Here is a 19,466-nt window from a genome sequence, read left to right as displayed (position 1 = left end):
ACAAAGTCACGGATACCGGTTGAAGAATTTGGCGTTGCATAATAGCGGGATGATTTTGATTGTTTTGTGGGATGGGCCCATGAGCCCGAAGGCGTGTATTTTCACAGCAGGCGGGACGCCTAACCCCTACTCCCCACAATAATCATCCTCAAATTGTGCAACGCCAAGAATTTTAATGTCTGCCCGGACGCACGCTACTTTAATCGCCACCCCACGGTTTTTGTCCGTCGCACCTGTGCTTGTTCCCGCAGCTTCCAATAGCGGACAATAAGATGCAAAAAACCTTGGTTAATGCCTGAAGTATCAACCTTTTGGAGTTGTTTGGGACAAAACGCCTTCGACTTCGGAAATAGCTTTAACCAAGGTTTCAATGGCTCAGGAAGGTTTGTATCGTAGGCTAAAATTAAACGCAGGTTGGTTCGCCTGTGTGGAATGGTTGTTAGTACCCGCACTGAATTGGTAAATACGATCGCCTTCGGCACGATAACTCGCTCTCCCCGATCGCTAATAATTTGAGTTGAACGCCGCAAAATCTTTTCAACAGTACCTTCAAAGCCTTCTACAATCATCCGATCGCCTACTTGAAACGGTTCGTGCAACAGCAACAATATTTCCCCTAAAAAGGATTTGAAGATTTCTTGGAACGCGAAACTAATCGCTACTGAACCAAGTCCTAACCAAGTGATGATATCTGCAGGCCGCCAAGCTGGGAACGCAATCACGCAGGCGCTCAAACTGCCAGCAGCCCAAGTGATATCAAATCCGTTAGCATCGGAATAGTAAATTCGAGTTCACTGTTGACTGTTGACTGTTGACAGTGAACAGTCAACAGTCAACCGTCAACATCATTCCGGTGTAACCGGAAATGATATGAGAGTGTCAAATAATTCCAGAACGCCACGCTAACACAAAAGATTGAGCTCGATCGGCCGACAGGAATGTTTGACTCTCACTGTGGGGGTGACTCCATCGACTCGTTCGCTAATCATTAAAACACAATCAAAATTTAAGATTAGCAGCGCCGACCCCGATCGAGTAAAATCACAGCACTTGCCCGCCGATGACTTAATCTGCTAAAACTAACAAAGTTTGATGATTTCTGAGAAATAACATACATGGTTGCTACATCCGTCAAGATTAAACACGAAGTCAAAGACTTGTCCCTCGCCCCCTTGGGAAAGCAACGCATCGAGTGGGCCGGCCGGGAAATGCCCGTTTTGCGGCAAATTCAAGAACGCTTCGCTAAAGAAAAGCCTTTCGCTGGCATTCGCTTGGCTGCTTGCTGCCACGTAACCACAGAAACCGCTCATTTGGCGATCGCCATCAAACTCGGCGGTGGCGACGCCGTACTGATCGCCAGCAACCCCTTGAGCACTCAAGATGACGTAGCGGCTTGCTTAGTTGAAGACTACGGCATTTCCGTCTTCGCCCTCAAAGGAGAAGACGCGGCTACCTACGAACGTCACGTCTACACAGCCCTAGACCACCGCCCCAATATTATCATCGACGACGGCAGCGACGTGGTAGCCGCACTGATCCAGCACCGCCCGGACCAAATTTCCGACTTAATCGGAACTACCGAAGAAACTACCACAGGCATCGTGCGCCTGCGGGCCATGTTGAAAGACGGCGTGCTGACTTTCCCCGCAATGAACGTCAACGACGCCGACACCAAGCACTTCTTTGACAACCGCTACGGCACCGGTCAATCTACGCTAGACGGCATTATCCGCGCTACCAATATTTTGTTAGCCGGTAAAAATATTGTGGTTGCAGGTTACGGTTGGTGCGGCAAAGGCACGGCACTGCGCGCCCGCGGTATGGGTGCTAACGTAATTGTCACCGAAATCGATCCGATTCGGGCGATCGAAGCAGTGATGGACGGTTTCCGCGTCATGCCGATGGACGAAGCAGCAACAGTCGGAGATATATTCATTACTGTTACCGGCAACAAACACGTCATTCGTGCCGAACATTTCGAGACAATGAAAGACGGCGCAATTGTTTGCAATTCCGGTCACTTCGACATTGAGATTGACCTCAAATCCCTCGGCGCAAAAAGCACCGACGTGAAAACAGTCCGGTCTTTCACTCAAGAATATCACCTCAATAATGGCAAGTCGGTTATTGTATTGGGCGAAGGTCGTTTGATCAACTTGGCAGCAGCCGAAGGACACCCCAGCGCCGTGATGGATATGAGCTTTGCTAACCAAGCTTTAGCCTGCGAATATCTGGTTACGAACAAAGGCAAACTAGAGCCTGGTATTCACTCAATCCCCGTGGAAGTTGACAAAGAAATTGCCCGTCTCAAATTGGAAGCAATGGGTATTCACATTGATACCTTGACGGCCGAACAAATTGAGTACACAAACTCTTGGACTTCGGGCACTTAATCATCGTTTATCGTTTCCACGCTGTGCCGGGGAATGAATACAAGGAGGCTCTGCCTCCCTCATGGGGAGTCGAGGCAGAGCCTCTAGATATGCGTTCCCAAGCACAGTCTAGGAACGAGCGATGACTAATGACTAATGACTACTGACTTCTTCTTACCAAATTATTAAATCAAAATGGTTGAATGGATAACTAACACAATGCAATCGATGGGCTATCTCGGAATTGGCCTGTTGATGTTTTTAGAAAATCTTTTCCCGCCTATACCCTCAGAATTGATTATGCCGCTGGCAGGATTCACGGCATCAAAGGGTGATGATATGCAGTTAGCGCCGGCGATCGCAGCAGGAGTAATCGGTACAATTCTGGGGGCGCTTCCCTGGTACTATGCGGGTAAGTTATTGAGCGAAGAACGCTTGAGGAATTTAGCCGACAAATACGGTAAGTGGATCACAGTATCGGGCGCCGATATTGACAAAGCAAATAGATGGTTTAACAGACACGGCAACAAAGCCGTGTTTTTGTGTCGCCTCGTACCGGGAGTTCGCACCCTGATTTCCCTGCCCGCTGGCATCAACAATATGCCTTTAATTCCTTTTTTACTCTACTCAACAGGCGGCACTCTTTTATGGGTAAGTTTGCTGACTTTTGCCGGATACAAACTAGGGGAAAATTATACAATTGTAGAGGATTATCTGGGTCCGGTTTCCAAAATTGTTGTGGTGATTATTGTCATTTGGTTTATTTTGTGGGTTGTCAAAAAGAATATGCAGAAGGAAAAATATCGCAAATAAATGCAAATTTTGTGAAAATAATCTGCGTTTATTTGCGTTCATCGGCGGCTACAATTACCCTTTTGACCCCCCCCAAAAACCGATACAACTTTCCGACAGGAGTCGCGATCAGCCCAAAATTTTAGACGAAGGTTCAACCTCCCAGATTCATCTGTGGAGTAAATCTTAAATCTTAAATCTTAAATCTTAAATCCACTGACTTGCTTCCAGCATCTTCCCAACCGTAGCGCTGAAAGATAGAGATGCATATTTGATAGAAACTTCTGCTATCTTTGCTACTTTTTTAAAGTTACTTTTAAATTTACGATCGCCCAAAAGTCAAAGTGACGGGCAGCCGATCGCCCAAAAATCCAACTTAAATTTATACAAATATTTAGGATTGGTTGAGGTTTAGGCAGATAATCGTGGCAAAATAGGGAACATTGCTATCCGCGCTGTTAAGATATGTACGAAAAGATTGTAGCCCCGACAACTGGTTCTAAAATTACTTTCAAAGACGGTTTGCCGATCGTCCCCAATGACCCGATTATTCCCTTCATTCGCGGCGACGGTACCGGCGTTGACTTGTGGCCTGCATCCCAGAAAGTCATGGATGCTGCGGTACAAAAGGCTTACGGTGGCGAGCGAAAAATCAACTGGTTTAAAATCTATGTAGGCGACGAAGCCTGCGATGTCTACGGTACTTACCAATATCTGCCCCAGGATTCCTTAAACGCCATCAAAGAATACGGAGTCGCCATCAAAGGGCCGCTGACAACGCCGGTAGGGGGCGGCATTCGATCGCTAAACGTAGCTTTGCGGCAAATCTTCGACCTTTACGCCTGCGTGCGGCCCTGCAAATATTATGCTGGAACACCATCGCTACACAAAACTCCTGAACTCCTAGATGTAATTATTTACCGGGAAAATACAGAAGATATTTACCTCGGAATTGAATGGGCCAAAGGCAGCGAAATCGGCAAAAAATTGATTGAATTCCTCAATAATGAGTTAATTCCAGCAACACCAGAACATGGCAAAAAACAAATTCGCCTCGATTCTGGAATCGGAATTAAACCCATTAGCAAAACAGGTTCTCAGCGTTTAGTAAGGCGCGCCCTTACCCACGCTTTACGGTTGCCAAAGGATAAGCAGCAAGTGACTTTGGTGCACAAAGGCAACATCATGAAATATACTGAAGGAGCTTTCCGAGATTGGGGTTATGAATTAGCAACCACCGAATTTCGAGAACTGTGCGTAACGGAAAGAGAGTCTTGGATTCTGGGCAACAAAGAAAAAAATCCAGACATTACCTTAGAAGATAATGCTCGCCAAATAGACCCGGGATACGATGCTTTGACCCCAGAAAAACAAGCCAAAATTCGTCAAGAAGTAGCCGACGTTCTGTTTGCAATTTGGGAGAGTCACGGCAGCGGTCAGTGGAAAGAAAAAATCATGGTCAACGACCGAATTGCTGACAGTATTTTCCAACAAATTCAAACCCGACCTGCCGAGTATTCGATTTTGGCGACAATGAATCTGAACGGGGATTATTTATCCGATGCAGCCGCCGCCATTGTGGGTGGATTGGGTATGGGCCCTGGTGCGAATATTGGTGATGAATGTGCAGTTTTTGAGGCGACTCACGGCACTGCACCGAAACACGCTGGTTTGGATAAAGTCAATCCCGGTTCCCTGATTTTGTCCGGGGTGATGATGTTAGAATACATGGGATGGCAGGAAGCAGCAGACTTGATTAAGAAGGGTTTGGGAGCGGCAATTTCTAACGGTGAAGTTACTTACGATTTGGCGAGGTTGATGGAGCCGCCGGTGCCTGAGTTGAAGTGTTCGGAGTTTGCTGAGGCGATTATTAAGCATTTCGCGGATTGAGTTTGAGGGCTTTTTTTGAACGGGCTAGAAGCCCGTTCTACAACCAGTAAACTTGCTTTGTGGGGTGGGCTTCTAGCCCGCCCGCTGTTTATTAAGAAGGGGCTAGAAGCCGGTTCCACAAAAGTCAACTTGCTTGTGGGGTGGGCTTCTAGCCCGCCCGCTGTTTATTAAGAAGGGGCTAGAAGCCGGTTCCACAAAAGTCAACTTGCTTGTGGGATGTCCCGCCCTCCCGAAAATACAATTTAGATGGGGGGTTTATAATGATGGAACAGCCATTCCGCGCTCAACTGCGGGACGCTTCTGCAAGGTTTCTACCCAACGTTTGAGGTGGGGATGATTGTCGAGGCTTAATCCTTGAAATTCGTAAATAGCAACCCAGGGATAGGTAGCAATGTCGGCGATCGAATAGTCGCCGCAGATATATTCATATTTTGCTAGTTGAGTGTCTAATACTCCGTAGAGGCGCAAGGTTTCTTTTTCGTAGCGCCCAATCGCATAGGGAATTTGTTCGGGTGCAAAGCGTTTGAAGTGGTTTAGCTGACCAAACATCGGGCCGACGCTGGCCATTTGAAACATCAGCCACTCTATAACTTGAAAGTATTTTTGTTTGTCTGTGGGCAGAAATCTGCCGCTTTTTTCGGCAAGATAGATTAGAATAGCGCCGGACTCGAAGACGGTGATGCCGTTATCTCGATCGACTATGGCCGGAATTTTGCTGTTGGGGTTGATTGCGATGAACTCTGGGCTAAATTGGTCGTTTTTTGTGATGTCGATGACGTGCACGTTGTAGGGTAAACCTATTTCTTCGAGCATGATCGAGACTTTGCGGCCGTTCGGGGTGGTAAAAGTGTAGAGGTCAATCATAGTTGTGATGTTAAGTTGAAAGTTGGCAAGGCAGGAAATAACCCGATATATTATCACAATTTGGACGAGAATTGCGGATTTTTGCTTTCTTGTGTTATTCTTATATTCTAATAATATAAGAATAACGATGGCTCGAAATGGACATTATTGAAATTCTCAAAGACGATTATCAAAGATTTCCCGATAATCAGACTTACAGCATCTATGCAAAAGATGTTTATTTTGAAGATCCGGTCAATCGATTTACAGGAGTCGATCGCTACCGCAAAATGATCGGGTTTATGGGGACTTTTTTTCAGGATGTAAATCTCGATTTGCACGGGATTTCGCAGTCGGGAGATACTATAGAAACTCGCTGGACTCTGAGCTGGATCGCACCGTTACCTTGGAAACCGAAAATGGCGATCGCCGGTAGGAGCGAACTGAAAGTCAACAGCGACGGTTTAATTGTTTCTCACATAGATTACTGGGACTGTTCGCGGTTGGATGTGCTCAAACAGCTTGTATTTCCTCTGAAAACTAATGTTTGAGAATTAGAATTTTTCGGAGGTTTTTTAGCCATAAAAAATAGTGTTTCAAGAGCGAGAACCCTTTTTTAACCGCAGATATTAGCAGATCAACACAGATGAACGCTGATGGATTTTTAGGCGCCGCAATTGATATTTGAAATAAATAATTTTAACTGAGCTTGACATGGCAGTAATTTCGTGAATGACCGAAAATGTGCTGTGTCCGGCGGCTGCTTGTCGCCCAAATTAATTCCCCCACTAAATTAATCTCTGTTACAGAACGTTACAATAAAGAAGTAAAGAATTTTCAGGCGAGCTAAACAATCAATGCGCTTAATATTAATGACCGGAAAAGGCGGCGTCGGCAAAACCTCTGTAGCCGCTGCGACTGGGCTGCGCTGTGCCGAATTGGGATACAAAACCCTAGTGCTGAGTACAGATCCCGCTCACTCCTTAGCCGACAGCTTTGACATGGAACTCGGACACGATTCGCGGCTGGTGAAACCGAATTTGTGGGGAGCAGAATTAGACGCTCTCAGGGAATTAGAAGGCAATTGGGGAGCCGTTAAGCGCTACATTACTCAAGTCTTGCGAGCGCAGGGACTCGAAGGGGTGCAAGCTGAAGAATTAGCCATCTTGCCAGGAATGGATGAAATCTTCGGTTTAGTGCGGATGAAGCGGCATTATGACGAAGGCGAATTTGATGTTTTAATTATCGATTCGGCTCCGACGGGCACAGCATTGAGACTGCTAAGTTTGCCGGAAGTTGGCGGCTGGTACATGAGAAAATTTTACAAGCCGCTGCAAGGCATATCAGCCGCCCTTCGGCCTTTAGTTGAACCTATTTTTAGACCAATTGCGGGTTTTTCTTTACCAGACAAAGAGGTGATGGATGCACCTTACGAATTTTACGAACAAATCGAAGCTTTGGAAAAGGTTTTAACTGACAATACTGTCACTTCGGTAAGGTTAGTTACTAATCCCGAAAAAATGGTAATTAAAGAGTCTCTGCGCGCTCATGCCTATTTGAGTTTGTACAATGTAGCCACAGATTTAGTAGTAGCTAACCGGATTATTCCTGCAGAAGTAACTGACCCATTTTTCAAACGGTGGAAAGAAAGCCAGGAACAGTACCGTCAGGAAATTCACTCAGATTTCATGCCGCTGCCAGTTAAGGAAGTGCCACTTTATTCTGAAGAAATGTGCGGTTTGGCAGCTTTAGAACGATTGAAAGAAACGCTTTACAAAGACGAAGACCCCAGTCAAGTTTATTACAAAGAAAATACGATTAAGATCGTGCAGGAAAACAATCAATATAGTCTTGAGCTGTATTTGCCCGGAATTGCTAAGGATCAGATCCAGTTGAGCAAAACGGGAGATGAGTTGAATGTTCGGATTGGGAATCACCGCCGTAATTTGGTGTTGCCGCAAGCTTTAGCGGCGCTGCAACCTTCAGGGGCGAAGATGGAGGATGATTATTTGAAGATTAAGTTTGCTTAATTAGGGCTAAAGTCTTCACTACTAACCTTGTTGGGTTTTCGTAGTGAGGACTTCAGTTCTTTCTTTGGTTTTTAGTAGTTGCAGAACTGTTTTCTGGACAAAGGTAATCTCTTCCAACTGGGAAGCAGTTTGGCACAATTACCCATAATTAATGCTTACTCAGCTTCGTTTCTATGGCAGCATACTCTAATTGGTCGATTTCCACTTCCTGTAAGATTAAGATAACCAAGGATGATTCATCCTCTTCAAGGAGTGGTTGAGGAGGATATATCCAAAGGAATCGGAGATACCAAACTAGACGTTACGAATATAGACATATAGCGGTTTAACTTCTCTTATCGGTATCCAGTTAAAAATGGATGATGATTCAGTATGGCGCAGCGAGCGGCTGAAATTGCATATCATTAAAATCAAATAATAGGACAACGTTGGTTAATCCTTCCGCTGTTATCTCTGCCGCATAGAGGTTGCCTTCAGCCGCCCAGACTAGCCGTTTGCCATCCAGGTCTGCCCACTCCCATTGGGGATAACTAATCGTGGCATTAGTAGCCCGATTAATTAGTGAATGTTCATCCCAATAACAGCCTTTCCCCTCTGGGTGATCGATCTCGGCATGGGCGATTTTGCGGAGTATCCAGCCGTTGCCGATCGATTTTTCAAAGATATCTTGGTCTTTCCATTTGTCCAACTGTACACGATCGACCAGTTGCCAACCATCGCGTAAAAGTCGAGGGTAATACACACCAAGGCACTCGCTGCCATAATTGCCGATTGGGGCGTAGGTGGTGTCGCGACGGACTCTTGAAGTATCCCGCAATATCTGGTGGCCGTATTTGCCGTCGTTGAGCCAGTAGGTGGCTTGGCTCGTCCACAGACCACCCCCATTCCAACAATCCCCCTTGGGGAAGATGGCGATCGCTTTGAGGTATGGTGCTTGTGAAATCGCAGTCCAGGCACCACAGGCCTCCGATTGCCAGCGACCATTCATCGCGAAGTAAATCAGATATTTGCCGTCGGGTGAGAGGTCACTCCGGCGTTCGTAGATGCGTCCCTTTAACCATTGTCCCAGTTGGAATCGATCGCATTGTCGATCCCATAGTATTGTGGCAACCTGCTTCGACGGGCCGCGTCGAATGATTAGTCCGACGGTAGCTTGACTCGCAAGCAGAATATGAATGCGAGCAGGGAATATTTTCATTTTCATTAATGCTCGATGCCCGAATGCAGATTTGTACAGTTTTAATCAGCGATGAAAGAACTCCTCAGGCAGCGGTGGAATATCGGATATATCGATATCTTCATCGCTCATTGCCTTGATTCTAGCTTAAGCGGTTCTTGAGGTATTAAGTAGAAGGAAGAAGGAAGAATGCTTATATAGCTCCCTGACTAAAATCCTACTCTGCTTCAATGACTATTCATTCTCTCTTAAAGCCATAACTTTTTCTCCCTCTTCTTTTCCCTCCTCTGTGCCCTCTGCGGTTCGTTCAATCTTTTGCCCATTAACCTCAATCTTTTTCTGCTGGCGTTCCGAGGCAGCTTTTTGCAGCATTTTCACCCGTTCCGGGTCAGCATTCGATCGCCAAAACAACTTATGACCTTTAATCTTAACGCAATTTTCCTCCAAACACTTCACCCATTCCCGATATTTTATAACGACGCAACCATCGAGAATCCCCAACTTTTCTTCTTGGCGGGTGAGTTTCGCAAACTTTTCGTAATGGGGATAATTAGGACTAACAAAAGCTTCTTTTCTCACTAAAATTGGCGGATTGTACAAATCTGAATAGTCTTGATAGCTGACAGAAAGGTCGCGCAAATGTATGTGCATAGCGGTGTGGAGGGCTGGATGCGGGTTAGTGTCAAAATCGGGATAAAATAAATAGGAAATTTGAGGTTTGCGAGCGTAAAATTTGATGATTGTCGCGCCGTCAAGCCTGCCAATTGTGCGGTTAGCGCAGCCTTCGTAGAGCCGCAGCAAAGGGTCTAGTTCTTCTAAAACGGAGACGTGAACGGAAAGGGAACCGGGCTGTTTGTAGCCGATCGCACTATCTTCGCAGCAGTCAGCCACAATATCAGGTTTGCTCAGACTGTACAGCATTAAATCTGCCAAAGTGCAAGCTTTTTGATAATTGTCAAACAAACCTTTGATGTCGTTGCGGATTTGAGCCGGGAGTCGGCGGATTGAAGGCCGATCGCCCAAACCGTTGAGAGCGAGATATACCAGCAAATCTTGGCGGCGCTTGTCGGCAATTTTCTCCCAATCATCCGCATCCGTTGCTTGCAAAATTACCCTCCAAGCGCGATTAAAACTGTGAAATTCCTCCTTAATCGCCGATTCTTCCGCTAGTTCGCCTTTAACCGGAAGGCGGCCTCGTTCGCTCACAAAAGCCATCAAAGGAGCGAGCATTTCCGCATAATCCTCAAACCGCTTAACTTGCGATCGCACTCTGGGAGTCGATAAGTGCGATCGAAACCGAGAAGCGCGAAAACCTTCACCTTCCGTAGCATCCCGAAACACAAAATAAATCCCCAAAGCAACAGGAATTGCATCCACACTCAAAACTTGGTCAATATAAATCTTCAACTCTTCCTGTTCGTAATACTTTTGAAAAGTATTCCGAGAAGTAATCACCCCATCCCCATAAGCAATTTGACCTTGTTGGCGATCGTCAATCAAAACCTGAGCCGCTACCACTAATAATTTTTTAGTCAATCCCCAAGCATTCAGCAAAGCTTCTCGTCGTTCCGCCAAAGATTCAATGACATTAATCACATAACCAATATTCACAATATCAGCACAAATTCGCGGAGTATCCGGCTGATAGTATGGGTCCCAACCAGAAATAGCATAACCCTCTTGTGCAATATATTTAACATCCCCGCCGTAACCGCAACCGTAGTCAAAAAAAGTCGCCCCGTCCCTCACTAAATCAGCTTCTAGAACCAGACGCAGGGGTTTAGAAAGCGAATTGCGTACCATTGCAGCTTTGTGCCGCTCGATCTTAGGAATTGATACCTCGCTATTTTCCTGTTTCAAACGCTCGACAACAGTATGATCTTGGATTTCTACACCGCAATATCCCAAATATTTGAGCCAACCCTCGCGAGTGCCGATAACGCTAGTATTGTCAAGCAGCCCCCACTTTTCCTCGCAGCGAGTCAGCCGCGCAAACTTTTCGTAATTGGGATAATCCGCAGCTACAAAAGTTTCCTTACGGTGCAAAACAGGGGGATTTTCGCTGTTGCTGTAATCAAAATATTTAACTTCCCCTGTTGCTAGATTAATCTGGATGCTGGTTTGCAAAGCAGGATGAGCATCTGTATCGAAATCAGGGTAAAAAAGATAAGATATTTTAGGTTGATAAAGTGAAATTTTAACTAAAGTTGCTTCATCAATATTTTCGAGATTGCGTCTGGCACAATTTTCGTAGATTCCGAGGACAGGGTTGAGTGTCTGCAAAGCCGAAACGTGAACGTAAAAAGCCGTCGGTAATTTTTTTCCCACCTTGCTTTCCCGACAGCAGCGAACCACTTTTGCTAGGAGATTGTCAACACATAAATTAGTTATTTCATCGAGCGGGTACAGCACCGCATTTACAGCAGAATCTTGCTCAGAGATAGCCTCATTTTCATACAATAAAACTTCCCGAGCAAAAATCATCAAAGGCGTTAGCCGTTTTTCATCATTTTCTAATGAATCGCTATCTAAAATAGTGTTTGTACTGGTATCGTAATTCATAGCTAAATTAATTATTTTTTTAATTAACCGCAGAGAACGCAGAGGAAACGGAGTAAAGAAACAAACAAAATTTTCCTATAATTTCTATATGTAGGATGCACACTCCGTACCGTACCGCTTTATTTATTAGTCTTTTAGAGAGGAACTTAGTTTTTGTAATGGCGATTTTAATCGCCGACTAATATCGACTACGAGCGAGTAAGATATTAACCCAACATTCTAGTTTCCACAAATTCTTGAACCCGGGCTAAATGACTGGACAAACTCACTAATATGTTCTCAACCCTCTCAATATTTAACAATTCCCCCCCTGGTGGTTCAGATTGAAAGCCTCGCGCTTGATGCTCCAATTGTGCGGCCAAATCCGACATCAGAGCAACTCCCACATTAGCCGAAGTTCCCTTGAGACGGTGTGCTTGATATTCCACAGCTTGCCAATCTTTAGCTTCTACAGCTATTTTGGCAGCAGCCATATCAGCTTGGGCGTCTGCCACAAAAGCTTGCAAAAGCCGCTCGGGCAATTTAATATTAACTCGTCCGAGTTGCTCCAATCTGCTCTTGTCGAACAGTCCGTCGTAGTCTCTATGTTCCCAAGTTTGAAGTGCGATCGCCCTCGGTGCCTGTCCAGCCCCAACCTGCGCTTTTTCCACAACTTCTGTATAATTTGTTGCTAATTGAGATTTATTTTCCGAATTAATACTTTTAACTCCATACTTATTTTCACCCTGAACATTTAGGGCTTCATACTTTTTCAGGGCCGCCGCCAAAGCATCTAAATCTACAGGTTTGCTGAGATAATCATCCATCCCCGCCGCCAGACACTTTTCTCGTTCCCCCGGCATAGCATGAGCAGTTAAAGCCATCACAAAAGTATGCCGCTCGCTTCCTTCGATTTGCCTCAACTTTTGCGCCGTTTTGTAACCATCAAGTACCGGCATTTGACAGTCCATCAGCACTAAATCATAGCTTTTTTTTGCGAGCAACTCCAGCGCTTCTTGACCGTTGACCACGCAGTCAGCCTGATAGCCTAAAACTGCCAACTGTTCGACAAGAACTTGTTGATTGATCGGGTGGTCTTCCGCCACCAAAATTCTCAGCGATGACGGCGAATCGGAAGTAACATATTGAGTATTAACTGGTGGCAACTTGCAAGTATTAGCAGCCTCCACTCTCCCAAAATCTCCCGTTCCCTTCACCGGCGCCAGCATTGCCTCAAGCAGGTGGCTTGGCCGCACCGGCTCGATCAAATATCTGTTAAAGCCCTGACGGCAAAGCGATTCAGCCTTCGGCTGTTCTCGCAAAGCAGTCATGGCGATTAACGAACCAACTATAGAGGTCGATCGCACTTTCCTAGCAAATTCCTCCGCATCCAACTCCGGCATTTGCAAGTCCACAAGCACCACATCCCAGCTTTTTTCCCCCTGCCCTGAATGCTGAGAAATCCCGCCCTGGGCATTTTTAAACCAACTCCAAGCCTCAGCAACAGTTTCTGCCTCATCGCAGCGGGCCCCCCAACTTTGAGCGAGCGATCGCACCGCTGCCCTCCTCAAAGCGCTTCCAGAGACTACTAACAGCTTCTTGCCCGCAAGTTCGGGATCGTGAGGCTCAACTGGCAACTGTTTTTCCAAAGGTACAGTAAACCAAAAAGTCGCACCGCTGCCTAGCAAACTGCGAACTCCAATGTCCCCTCCCATCATCTCCACTAACTGCTTACAAATAGCCAAACCCAAACCCGTCCCGCCGTAAGGTCTAGTAGGAGAATCGTCTACCTGAGAAAAAGATTGGAACAGCTTTGTTTGCCCTTCTGCCGAAATTCCAATGCCAGTATCCCGCACCGAAAATAGCAATCTTGCTTCTTGTCTACCGTCTGCCAGTCGGTTGCCCTGTTTCACAGTTACGTGAACGAGAACTTGACCGCTATCGGTAAATTTTATGGCATTCCCCGTCAAATTCAGCAAAACTTGCTTCAATCTGCCCGAGTCCCCCACCAACTTCCTCGGCACCGAGCTGTCAACTAAAATATTCAATTCAATACCTTTTTCTTCGGCCAAATGCGCTACCATTTCTATCACCGACTCAACGCAGCTATCCAAATCAAAATTACCCTTTTCCAGCCGCATTTCTCCAGCTTCAATCTTAGAGAAATCGAGGATATCATTAATAACGTTCAGCAAATGTTCAGCACTGCGGTAAATAGTCTGAGCGCAATCCCGCTGTTTCGGTTCCAGTGGAGCGCGCAGCAGCAATTGAGCCATTGCCAAAACACCATTCATCGGAGTGCGAATTTCGTGACTCATGTTTGCCAAGAATTGCGACTTCACCCGGCTCGCTTCTAAGGCAGTTTCCCGCCCTTCCACCAACTCATTAATCTTGTCGGCAACCATCACAATTCCCCCGACTTTCTCGTCTGGATCGTACCAAGGGTGAGCAGCCCACCGCAGGTACAGAACAGATCCGTCTGCTCGTTCCCAGGCATCTTCGCTCACAGAAACTACCTTGCCTTGGAGCGCTTCTTGGTGCATTACTTTCCAGCGATTCGGCGTATCTGGAAACAATTCGTAATGGCTGAGATTATTCAGGGACGGCAAGTCCAAATTAAATTGACTAACCCATTTTTTAGAGTTAGCCATATAGCGCATTTGTGTATCGAACATCGCCATTGCTACAGGCACGCAAGTAATAATTTGTCTCAGTTGCTGCCGTTCCCTTTCCAGAGCATCTTCCGCCTGTTTGCGCTCAGTAATGTCGCTAATCATACCGGCCATCCGCAGCGGTTTTCCTTGGGAATTCCGTTGAGCTTTTCCCTGAGAAGTACAGTAGCGGTAAAGACCGTTCGAGTGCAGCAGCCGAAATTCTACATTGTAGTCTATTTCTTGTTCCAAGTGAGCGGCGATAGCCCCGACGATTCCCTCCTTGTCATCGGGGTGCAGGCGGTTGTATAGAGCGTCCATAGTCCTGCCAAATTGCTTTCGCGACAAACCGATAATTTCCAAAAGGCGATCGTTCCAATAAACCTCATTTTTACTTAAATCCCAATCCCAAATTCCGTCGTTCACTCCCTCTAAAACTAACCTGTATCGTTCCTCACTTTCCTTGAGTTTTTGACTGGTATGAAACGCCTGAGATTCGGCGCGATAAACGCGCATAGCATTGTACAAACTGCGAGACAAACTATCGGGAGAAAGCTTATTTTTAGCAATATAATCAGAAGCTCCAGCCTTCATTAATTCCACAGCAATTTGTTCGTCGCCTTGACCGGTGAGCACAATTAAGGGAACTTTCAGTCCCGCTTCTCGTAGATTTTTTACCAAACTCAGTCCGTCTCCGTCCGGCAATCCGTAGTCGAGCAATACGCAGTCAAATTTGCACTCAAATATTTGATTTAATAGCAGCCCCTTTTCTGTCTCCTCAACCTCCCTAAAAGGTTGAGATTTATTGTGTTTGGAGAGTTTTGCCGTAGCCGGGGTATAATTTTTGCTGACCGAGAGTTGGCTCAGGGCATCCGCGCAGTCTTCTGCCTCCGTAACTTCTGCCGAAACACCAGCGGACTTGAGCGAGCGTTTGATCGCCATTCGATCGACTGCATCGTCATCAACTATCAGAATTGTGAGAATTTTGTCCATAACAACCGAATTGTGGATTACTCCGAAAAAGCTGCAGTCTGGAAAAAAGAATTAAAACAACTGCATTCCTGAAAAATCACCAAGCCACATTAAAAAATAATTTTTTTATTAAATTTCCCCTATTTTAGGGAATTTCACTCAGCATCCAGTATCTGTTTAGGGTAGCCATCACTTCCACAAAGTTAGAAAAAGTAACAGGTTTAAGAATATAGCCAGCTACATTCAAATTATAAGCTTTTACTTTATCTCTATCTTCATTAGAAGTCGTGAGGACGATTACCGGAATCGACCTCAAACATTCATCCAGTCGCAATTCTTGCAAAAACTCGATCCCGCTCATTCTCGGCATATTCAAGTCCAGCAAAATCAACCGGCGCGCTTGAGGCATTGGAGGATCTATTTTTCCTTCTCCACGCAATATAGAGAGAGCTTCTAATCCATTGGCAGCAATGTAGAGGGGGTTGACGATGTTATTTTTTTTGAATGCTCGCCGGACGTTCATCACATCAACCTCATCATCTTCTACCAAGAGAATATGAATTTTTTTGTCTTCCATAAATGAGCCACTTTGCAGATGTTTTTTAAGCGCCAGTCTCGTTGGCGAGGTTTAGCCCGCACGGATCGCGAACCCAGCAGGTTTAATCTCTATTGTCCTTTGTCAAGAATCATTTATGCCTGGGCCGCTCGCGGGATCTACCTGCAGGTGTACTCGCCCCTCATGCTCTGAGGGGCGCAGCCGAAATCCAAAAACTCGCCAATAATGCCCGATCGAGCTACGGTAAAATCTACAACTCATCTACATTATTAATCGCCATGTCAGCCGATCGCAAACTCTACGAAGGCAAAGCCAAAATCCTCTACTCCACCGAAGACAGCGAAATTTTGCTGACCCACTTCAAAGACGACGCTACAGCCTTTAACGCCCAGAAACGCGGCAGCATCGTCGGCAAAGGCGAAATCAACTGCGCCGTATCCGCCCACCTGTTTCGGATGCTAGAAGCCAAAGGCATCCCCACCCACTTCATCGACACGCCGGCCCCCAACCAAATGCGAGTCTGTCGCGTCCAAATCTTGCCCTTGGAAGTCGTAGTCAGAAACATTGCTGCTGGCAGCCTTTGCAAGCAAACCGGACTCGCCCTCGGCACAATTATCAATCCGCCGCTGGTGGAGTTTTATTACAAAAACGACGATTTGGGAGACCCGCTGCTGACGCGCGACAGGCTGCTGCTAATGCAGCTAGCCACCCCCCAACAAGTAGACCAACTAGAAATCGCCGCCCGCGAAATTAACGAAATACTCAAAGAATTTTTCAGCCAGTGCGGCATCACCCTGGTAGACTTCAAACTAGAATTCGGTATCGACCAACATCAAAATCTGATCCTCGCCGACGAAATCAGTCCCGACACCTGCCGCCTCTGGGACAACGCAGAAGCCGACCCCGACGCCCGTGTTATGGACAAAGACCGATTCCGCCGCGACTTAGGATCGGTAGAAACCGCTTACCAACAAGTTCTCCAACGCGTTCTCGCTCAGAAAGTCTAGAGGCCTTGGTAATGCGCTAGAATTGCACAGTTTGTCACCCTTCTGCTTTCGATGTCAGCAATCAGCGGTCAACAGTCATCAATTAGCGGTCAGCGCGAAATTCAACCGACTTATATAACTAATGACTAATGACTAATGAATAATGACTAATGTGGTGTGTGGATTGCCCAAAAAAGTGAACAAAAATGCGTTTATCTGCTGTATTGGTGGCAGTTTTTACTGCCTCAGCAACATTCGGGTTATCAAATTCGGCAAGTGGCCAAACATCCTACTCTGAATCAGCAGAGGAAGCTTTGGCTGCCGTTCCGCCTGCCCCGTCGATCGAATTACCCGATCGCCCCATTCCAGAATTAACCCAAAATCCTCCTCAAAACCGCAAAGCCGCTAAAACCGGCAAAGGGGAAGCCCTAAAAATAGCTGAGGCCCCTGCCAGAGGAGAACCCAAGGACCAACCCCCAGATCGAGTCACAGAACCGCCTTCGCCGGTTTCACCTCTGATCCTTCAACTCAAACCCGAGCTAGCATCCAACCCCTCCTCCGCCTCTAGCAGCCAAAACGCCCTGCCAGAGGCGCAACAGGACAGCTCGCTCCCCCCCGAGCCATCGGCTGTAACGCCCGCCTGGCTCGCAGCAGAGCTAGGGAAACCAGAGGAATCAGGGGCGATCGCTCAAAACGCCCAAGTTACCCCCAGACCGGCCCCGACCAGACCGCCGGCTAACACCGTTCCCCCATTACCCCCTGGCCCAGCACCGCAGCCCAGACAAACCCCCGCACCCGCCGGGGCGGCAGAACCGCAAGTGCTAGTTGCAGAAGTTACAGTCACCGGGGCGACGGGAGACTTGGAAAGCGAAATTTACCGAGTCATCAGCACCCAACCGGGACGCACGACCAACCGCAGCCAACTGCAACAAGACATCAACGCCATTTTTGCCACAGGCTTTTTCAGAAACGTGCGGGCAGTACCGGAAGACACCCCGTTGGGCGTCCGGGTGACTTTTATTGTGCAGCCAAATCCGGTGCTGCGGGGAGTGACAATCACCGGTCAGCAAGTGCTGCCCCAAAGCGTAATTGACGAAAGCTTCCGCGATCAATACGGCAAAATTCTCAACCTCCGCCGCTTTGAGGAGGGAGTGAAAAAAATTAATGCGTGGTATCAAGAGAACGGCTATGTTTTGGGCCAAATCACTGATGCCCCGCAAGTAGGAGACGACGGCACAGTCACCCTGGTAGTGGCAGAAGGCCAGATCGAATCCGTTGATGTCCGCTTCCTGAACAAGGAGGGAGAGGCAACAGATGCCACGGGTCAGCCGATCGGAGGCAACACCCGTCGCTTTGTCGTCACCCGCGAAGTAGAACTCAAGCCCGGAGACATCTTTAACCGCACCAAGGCGGAAAGAGATTTGAGACGGGTGTTTGGTTTGGGAATTTTTGAAGACGTGCGACTTGCCTTGGAACCGGGAACGACTGACCCCCGCAAGGCAAGGGTAATTGTCAACGTCATCGAGAAAAATACTGGTTCTTTGGCGGCTGGTGCGGGTTTGAGTTCCGCGACGGGTTTGTTCGGTACGCTGAGTTACCAGCAGCAAAACTTGGGCGGAAGGAACCAGAAGTTGGGCGCTGAAGTACAAATCGGGGAACGCCAAAATCTGTTTGACCTGAGTTTTACTGACCCCTGGATTGCGGGCGATCCTTACCGGACTTCTTTCACCGCTAATGTTTTTAGAAGACGATCGATCAGCGTGATTTTTGACGGCGGCGAACGGGAAGTCAGATTGCCCAACGAGGATCGACCCCGCATCAATCGCACCGGTGCCGGCATCAATTTCACCCGTCCCCTGTCGCGCAATCCTTTTGCCGATGCTGAGTGGACAGCTTCAGTCGGCTTGCAGTACCAGCGAGTCTCAATTACCGATCGCAAAGGCAGGCGCGAATCCCGGGACGAACTCGGCAACCTGTTAAGTTTTAGCAATTCCGGCTCCGACGACTTGACAACACTGCAAGCAGGTGTTGTGCGCGATCGGCGCAACGACCCCCTCCGCCCCACTAGCGGTTCTCTGCTCAGGTTTGGGGTGGAACAATCGATTCCTGTAGGTTCCGGCAGCATCCTGTTAAACCGCCTGCGGGCCAGCTACAGCTTGTACCTACCAGTCAAGTACACTAACTTTACCCCCGGCCCTCAAACCCTGGCATTCAGTTTTAGAGGCGGCACCATATTCGGAGATTTGCCTCCCTACGAAGCCTTCGCCTTAGGCGGCGCCAACTCGGTGCGCGGATACGACGAAGGCGACCTCGGAGCAGGTCGCAGTTTCCTAGAAGCCAGCGTTGAGTACCGTTTCCCGATTATTTCGTTTATCGGCGGAGCGCTATTTTTGGATGCTGGCACTGACTTGGGTACGGGCCAAGATGTCCCGGGCGACCCTGCCGGTATCCGCGGAAAGCCGGGTAGCGGTTACGGTTACGGCCTCGGCGTGCGGATTCAATCTCCTTTAGGGCCGATCCGGATCGATTACGGTATCAACGACACGGGCGACAATCAAATTCACTTTGGGATTGGTGAGCGATTCTAATTAACGAAGAGTCAGTAGTCAGCAGTCATTAGTTATTAGTTAGGAGTAATTGGTAATTGCTAATTGCT

At 47.3% G+C, this 19,466-nt stretch carries 14 protein-coding genes; 8 read left to right on the top strand and 6 right to left on the bottom strand.

Annotation, left to right across the window (positions count from 1 at the left end; genetic code table 11):
* Nucleotides 1–194 precede the first annotated feature (194 nt).
* Nucleotides 195–722 carry a mechanosensitive ion channel domain-containing protein gene (locus QUA62_RS09890; protein ID WP_333403652.1) on the bottom strand — a complete coding sequence of 176 codons (528 nt, stop codon included), beginning with the start codon at nt 720–722 and terminating at the stop codon, nt 195–197.
* Between the two features lie 393 nt (nt 723–1,115).
* Between QUA62_RS09890 and ahcY the strand changes: the two genes are divergently transcribed.
* The 4 genes from ahcY to QUA62_RS09870 all read left to right on the top strand — a co-directional run bounded on the left by ahcY (nt 1,116) and on the right by QUA62_RS09870 (nt 5,054).
* A complete protein-coding gene (gene ahcY, locus QUA62_RS09885) occupies nt 1,116–2,393 on the top strand; it encodes an adenosylhomocysteinase (RefSeq protein WP_190658315.1) in 1,278 nt (425 codons plus the stop codon).
* Nucleotides 2,394–2,567: 174 nt separating this feature from the next.
* A complete protein-coding gene (locus QUA62_RS09880; protein WP_333281223.1) occupies nt 2,568–3,185 on the top strand; it encodes a DedA family protein in 618 nt (205 codons plus the stop codon).
* A gap of 250 nt (nt 3,186–3,435) precedes the next feature.
* The gene (locus tag QUA62_RS09875) at nt 3,436–3,579 is read left to right on the top strand and encodes a hypothetical protein (protein ID WP_333403650.1); all 144 of its coding nucleotides are present in this window, start codon (nt 3,436–3,438) and stop codon (nt 3,577–3,579) included.
* 50 nt (nt 3,580–3,629) lie between these two features.
* Entirely contained in the window at nt 3,630–5,054 is a 1,425-nt protein-coding gene (locus QUA62_RS09870; RefSeq protein WP_333403648.1) for an NADP-dependent isocitrate dehydrogenase, read from the top strand.
* A gap of 255 nt (nt 5,055–5,309) precedes the next feature.
* Here the strand turns inward: QUA62_RS09870 and QUA62_RS09865 are convergent, their stop codons facing one another.
* Entirely contained in the window at nt 5,310–5,918 is a 609-nt protein-coding gene (locus QUA62_RS09865; protein WP_333217080.1) for a glutathione S-transferase N-terminal domain-containing protein, read from the bottom strand.
* A 137-nt stretch (nt 5,919–6,055) separates the two neighbouring features.
* Here QUA62_RS09865 and QUA62_RS09860 point away from each other — a divergent pair, with 137 nt between their 5' ends.
* Both QUA62_RS09860 and QUA62_RS09855 read left to right on the top strand, forming a co-directional pair.
* Nucleotides 6,056–6,448 (top strand): DUF2358 domain-containing protein, encoded by a 393-nt coding sequence (locus QUA62_RS09860; protein ID WP_333281220.1) that lies wholly within the window; start codon nt 6,056–6,058, stop codon nt 6,446–6,448.
* Nucleotides 6,449–6,754: 306 nt separating this feature from the next.
* Nucleotides 6,755–7,927: a TRC40/GET3/ArsA family transport-energizing ATPase gene (locus QUA62_RS09855; RefSeq protein WP_172188640.1), complete on the top strand. Its 1,173-nt coding sequence runs from the start codon at nt 6,755–6,757 to the stop codon at nt 7,925–7,927.
* Between the two features lie 367 nt (nt 7,928–8,294).
* Here the strand turns inward: QUA62_RS09855 and QUA62_RS09850 are convergent, their stop codons facing one another.
* The 4 genes from QUA62_RS09850 to QUA62_RS09835 all read right to left on the bottom strand — a co-directional run bounded on the left by QUA62_RS09850 (nt 8,295) and on the right by QUA62_RS09835 (nt 15,845).
* Nucleotides 8,295–9,125, bottom strand: a complete 831-nt coding sequence (locus tag QUA62_RS09850) for a hypothetical protein (RefSeq protein ID WP_333403646.1) — start codon at nt 9,123–9,125, stop codon at nt 8,295–8,297.
* Between the two features lie 213 nt (nt 9,126–9,338).
* Nucleotides 9,339–11,666, bottom strand: a complete 2,328-nt coding sequence (locus QUA62_RS09845; RefSeq protein WP_333403644.1) for a DNA phosphorothioation-associated putative methyltransferase — start codon at nt 11,664–11,666, stop codon at nt 9,339–9,341.
* 206 nt (nt 11,667–11,872) lie between these two features.
* Complete coding sequence (locus tag QUA62_RS09840) at nt 11,873–15,289, bottom strand: response regulator (protein ID WP_333403642.1); 3,417 nt, start codon at nt 15,287–15,289, stop codon at nt 11,873–11,875.
* Nucleotides 15,290–15,413: 124 nt separating this feature from the next.
* Nucleotides 15,414–15,845, bottom strand: coding sequence for a response regulator (locus QUA62_RS09835; protein WP_190658331.1), 432 nt, complete (start codon nt 15,843–15,845; stop codon nt 15,414–15,416).
* Nucleotides 15,846–16,102: 257 nt separating this feature from the next.
* Between QUA62_RS09835 and purC the strand changes: the two genes are divergently transcribed.
* Nucleotides 16,103–16,831, top strand: a complete 729-nt coding sequence (purC, locus tag QUA62_RS09830) for a phosphoribosylaminoimidazolesuccinocarboxamide synthase (RefSeq protein WP_190658532.1) — start codon at nt 16,103–16,105, stop codon at nt 16,829–16,831.
* Nucleotides 16,832–17,016: 185 nt separating this feature from the next.
* A complete protein-coding gene (locus tag QUA62_RS09825; RefSeq protein WP_333403640.1) occupies nt 17,017–19,398 on the top strand; it encodes a BamA/TamA family outer membrane protein in 2,382 nt (793 codons plus the stop codon).
* The last annotated feature ends 68 nt before the right edge of the window (nt 19,399–19,466 follow it).

It is taken from the genome of Microcoleus sp. MON1_C1 (genome assembly GCF_036701945.1).
GTDB lineage: Bacteria > Cyanobacteriota > Cyanobacteriia > Cyanobacteriales > Microcoleaceae > Microcoleus.
Note: the sequence above shows the minus strand (reverse complement) of the source record. Positions and strands in the feature narration are given on the sequence as shown.

Excerpts from the sequence above, each read along its gene's own strand:
- ahcY (WP_190658315.1), top strand. The coding sequence starts at position 1,116 with ATGGTTGCTACATCCGTCAAGATTAAACACGAAGTCAAAGACTTGTCC.
- QUA62_RS09880 (WP_333281223.1), top strand. The coding sequence starts at position 2,568 with ATGGTTGAATGGATAACTAACACAATGCAATCGATGGGCTATCTCGGA.
- QUA62_RS09870 (WP_333403648.1), top strand. The coding sequence starts at position 3,630 with ATGTACGAAAAGATTGTAGCCCCGACAACTGGTTCTAAAATTACTTTC.
- QUA62_RS09865 (WP_333217080.1), bottom strand. The coding sequence starts at position 5,918 with ATGATTGACCTCTACACTTTTACCACCCCGAACGGCCGCAAAGTCTCG.
- QUA62_RS09860 (WP_333281220.1), top strand. The coding sequence starts at position 6,056 with ATGGACATTATTGAAATTCTCAAAGACGATTATCAAAGATTTCCCGAT.
- QUA62_RS09855 (WP_172188640.1), top strand. The coding sequence starts at position 6,755 with ATGCGCTTAATATTAATGACCGGAAAAGGCGGCGTCGGCAAAACCTCT.
- QUA62_RS09850 (WP_333403646.1), bottom strand. The coding sequence starts at position 9,125 with ATGAAAATATTCCCTGCTCGCATTCATATTCTGCTTGCGAGTCAAGCT.
- QUA62_RS09845 (WP_333403644.1), bottom strand. The coding sequence starts at position 11,666 with ATGAATTACGATACCAGTACAAACACTATTTTAGATAGCGATTCATTA.
- QUA62_RS09840 (WP_333403642.1), bottom strand. The coding sequence starts at position 15,289 with ATGGACAAAATTCTCACAATTCTGATAGTTGATGACGATGCAGTCGAT.
- QUA62_RS09835 (WP_190658331.1), bottom strand. The coding sequence starts at position 15,845 with ATGGAAGACAAAAAAATTCATATTCTCTTGGTAGAAGATGATGAGGTT.
- purC (WP_190658532.1), top strand. The coding sequence starts at position 16,103 with ATGTCAGCCGATCGCAAACTCTACGAAGGCAAAGCCAAAATCCTCTAC.
- QUA62_RS09825 (WP_333403640.1), top strand. The coding sequence starts at position 17,017 with ATGCGTTTATCTGCTGTATTGGTGGCAGTTTTTACTGCCTCAGCAACA.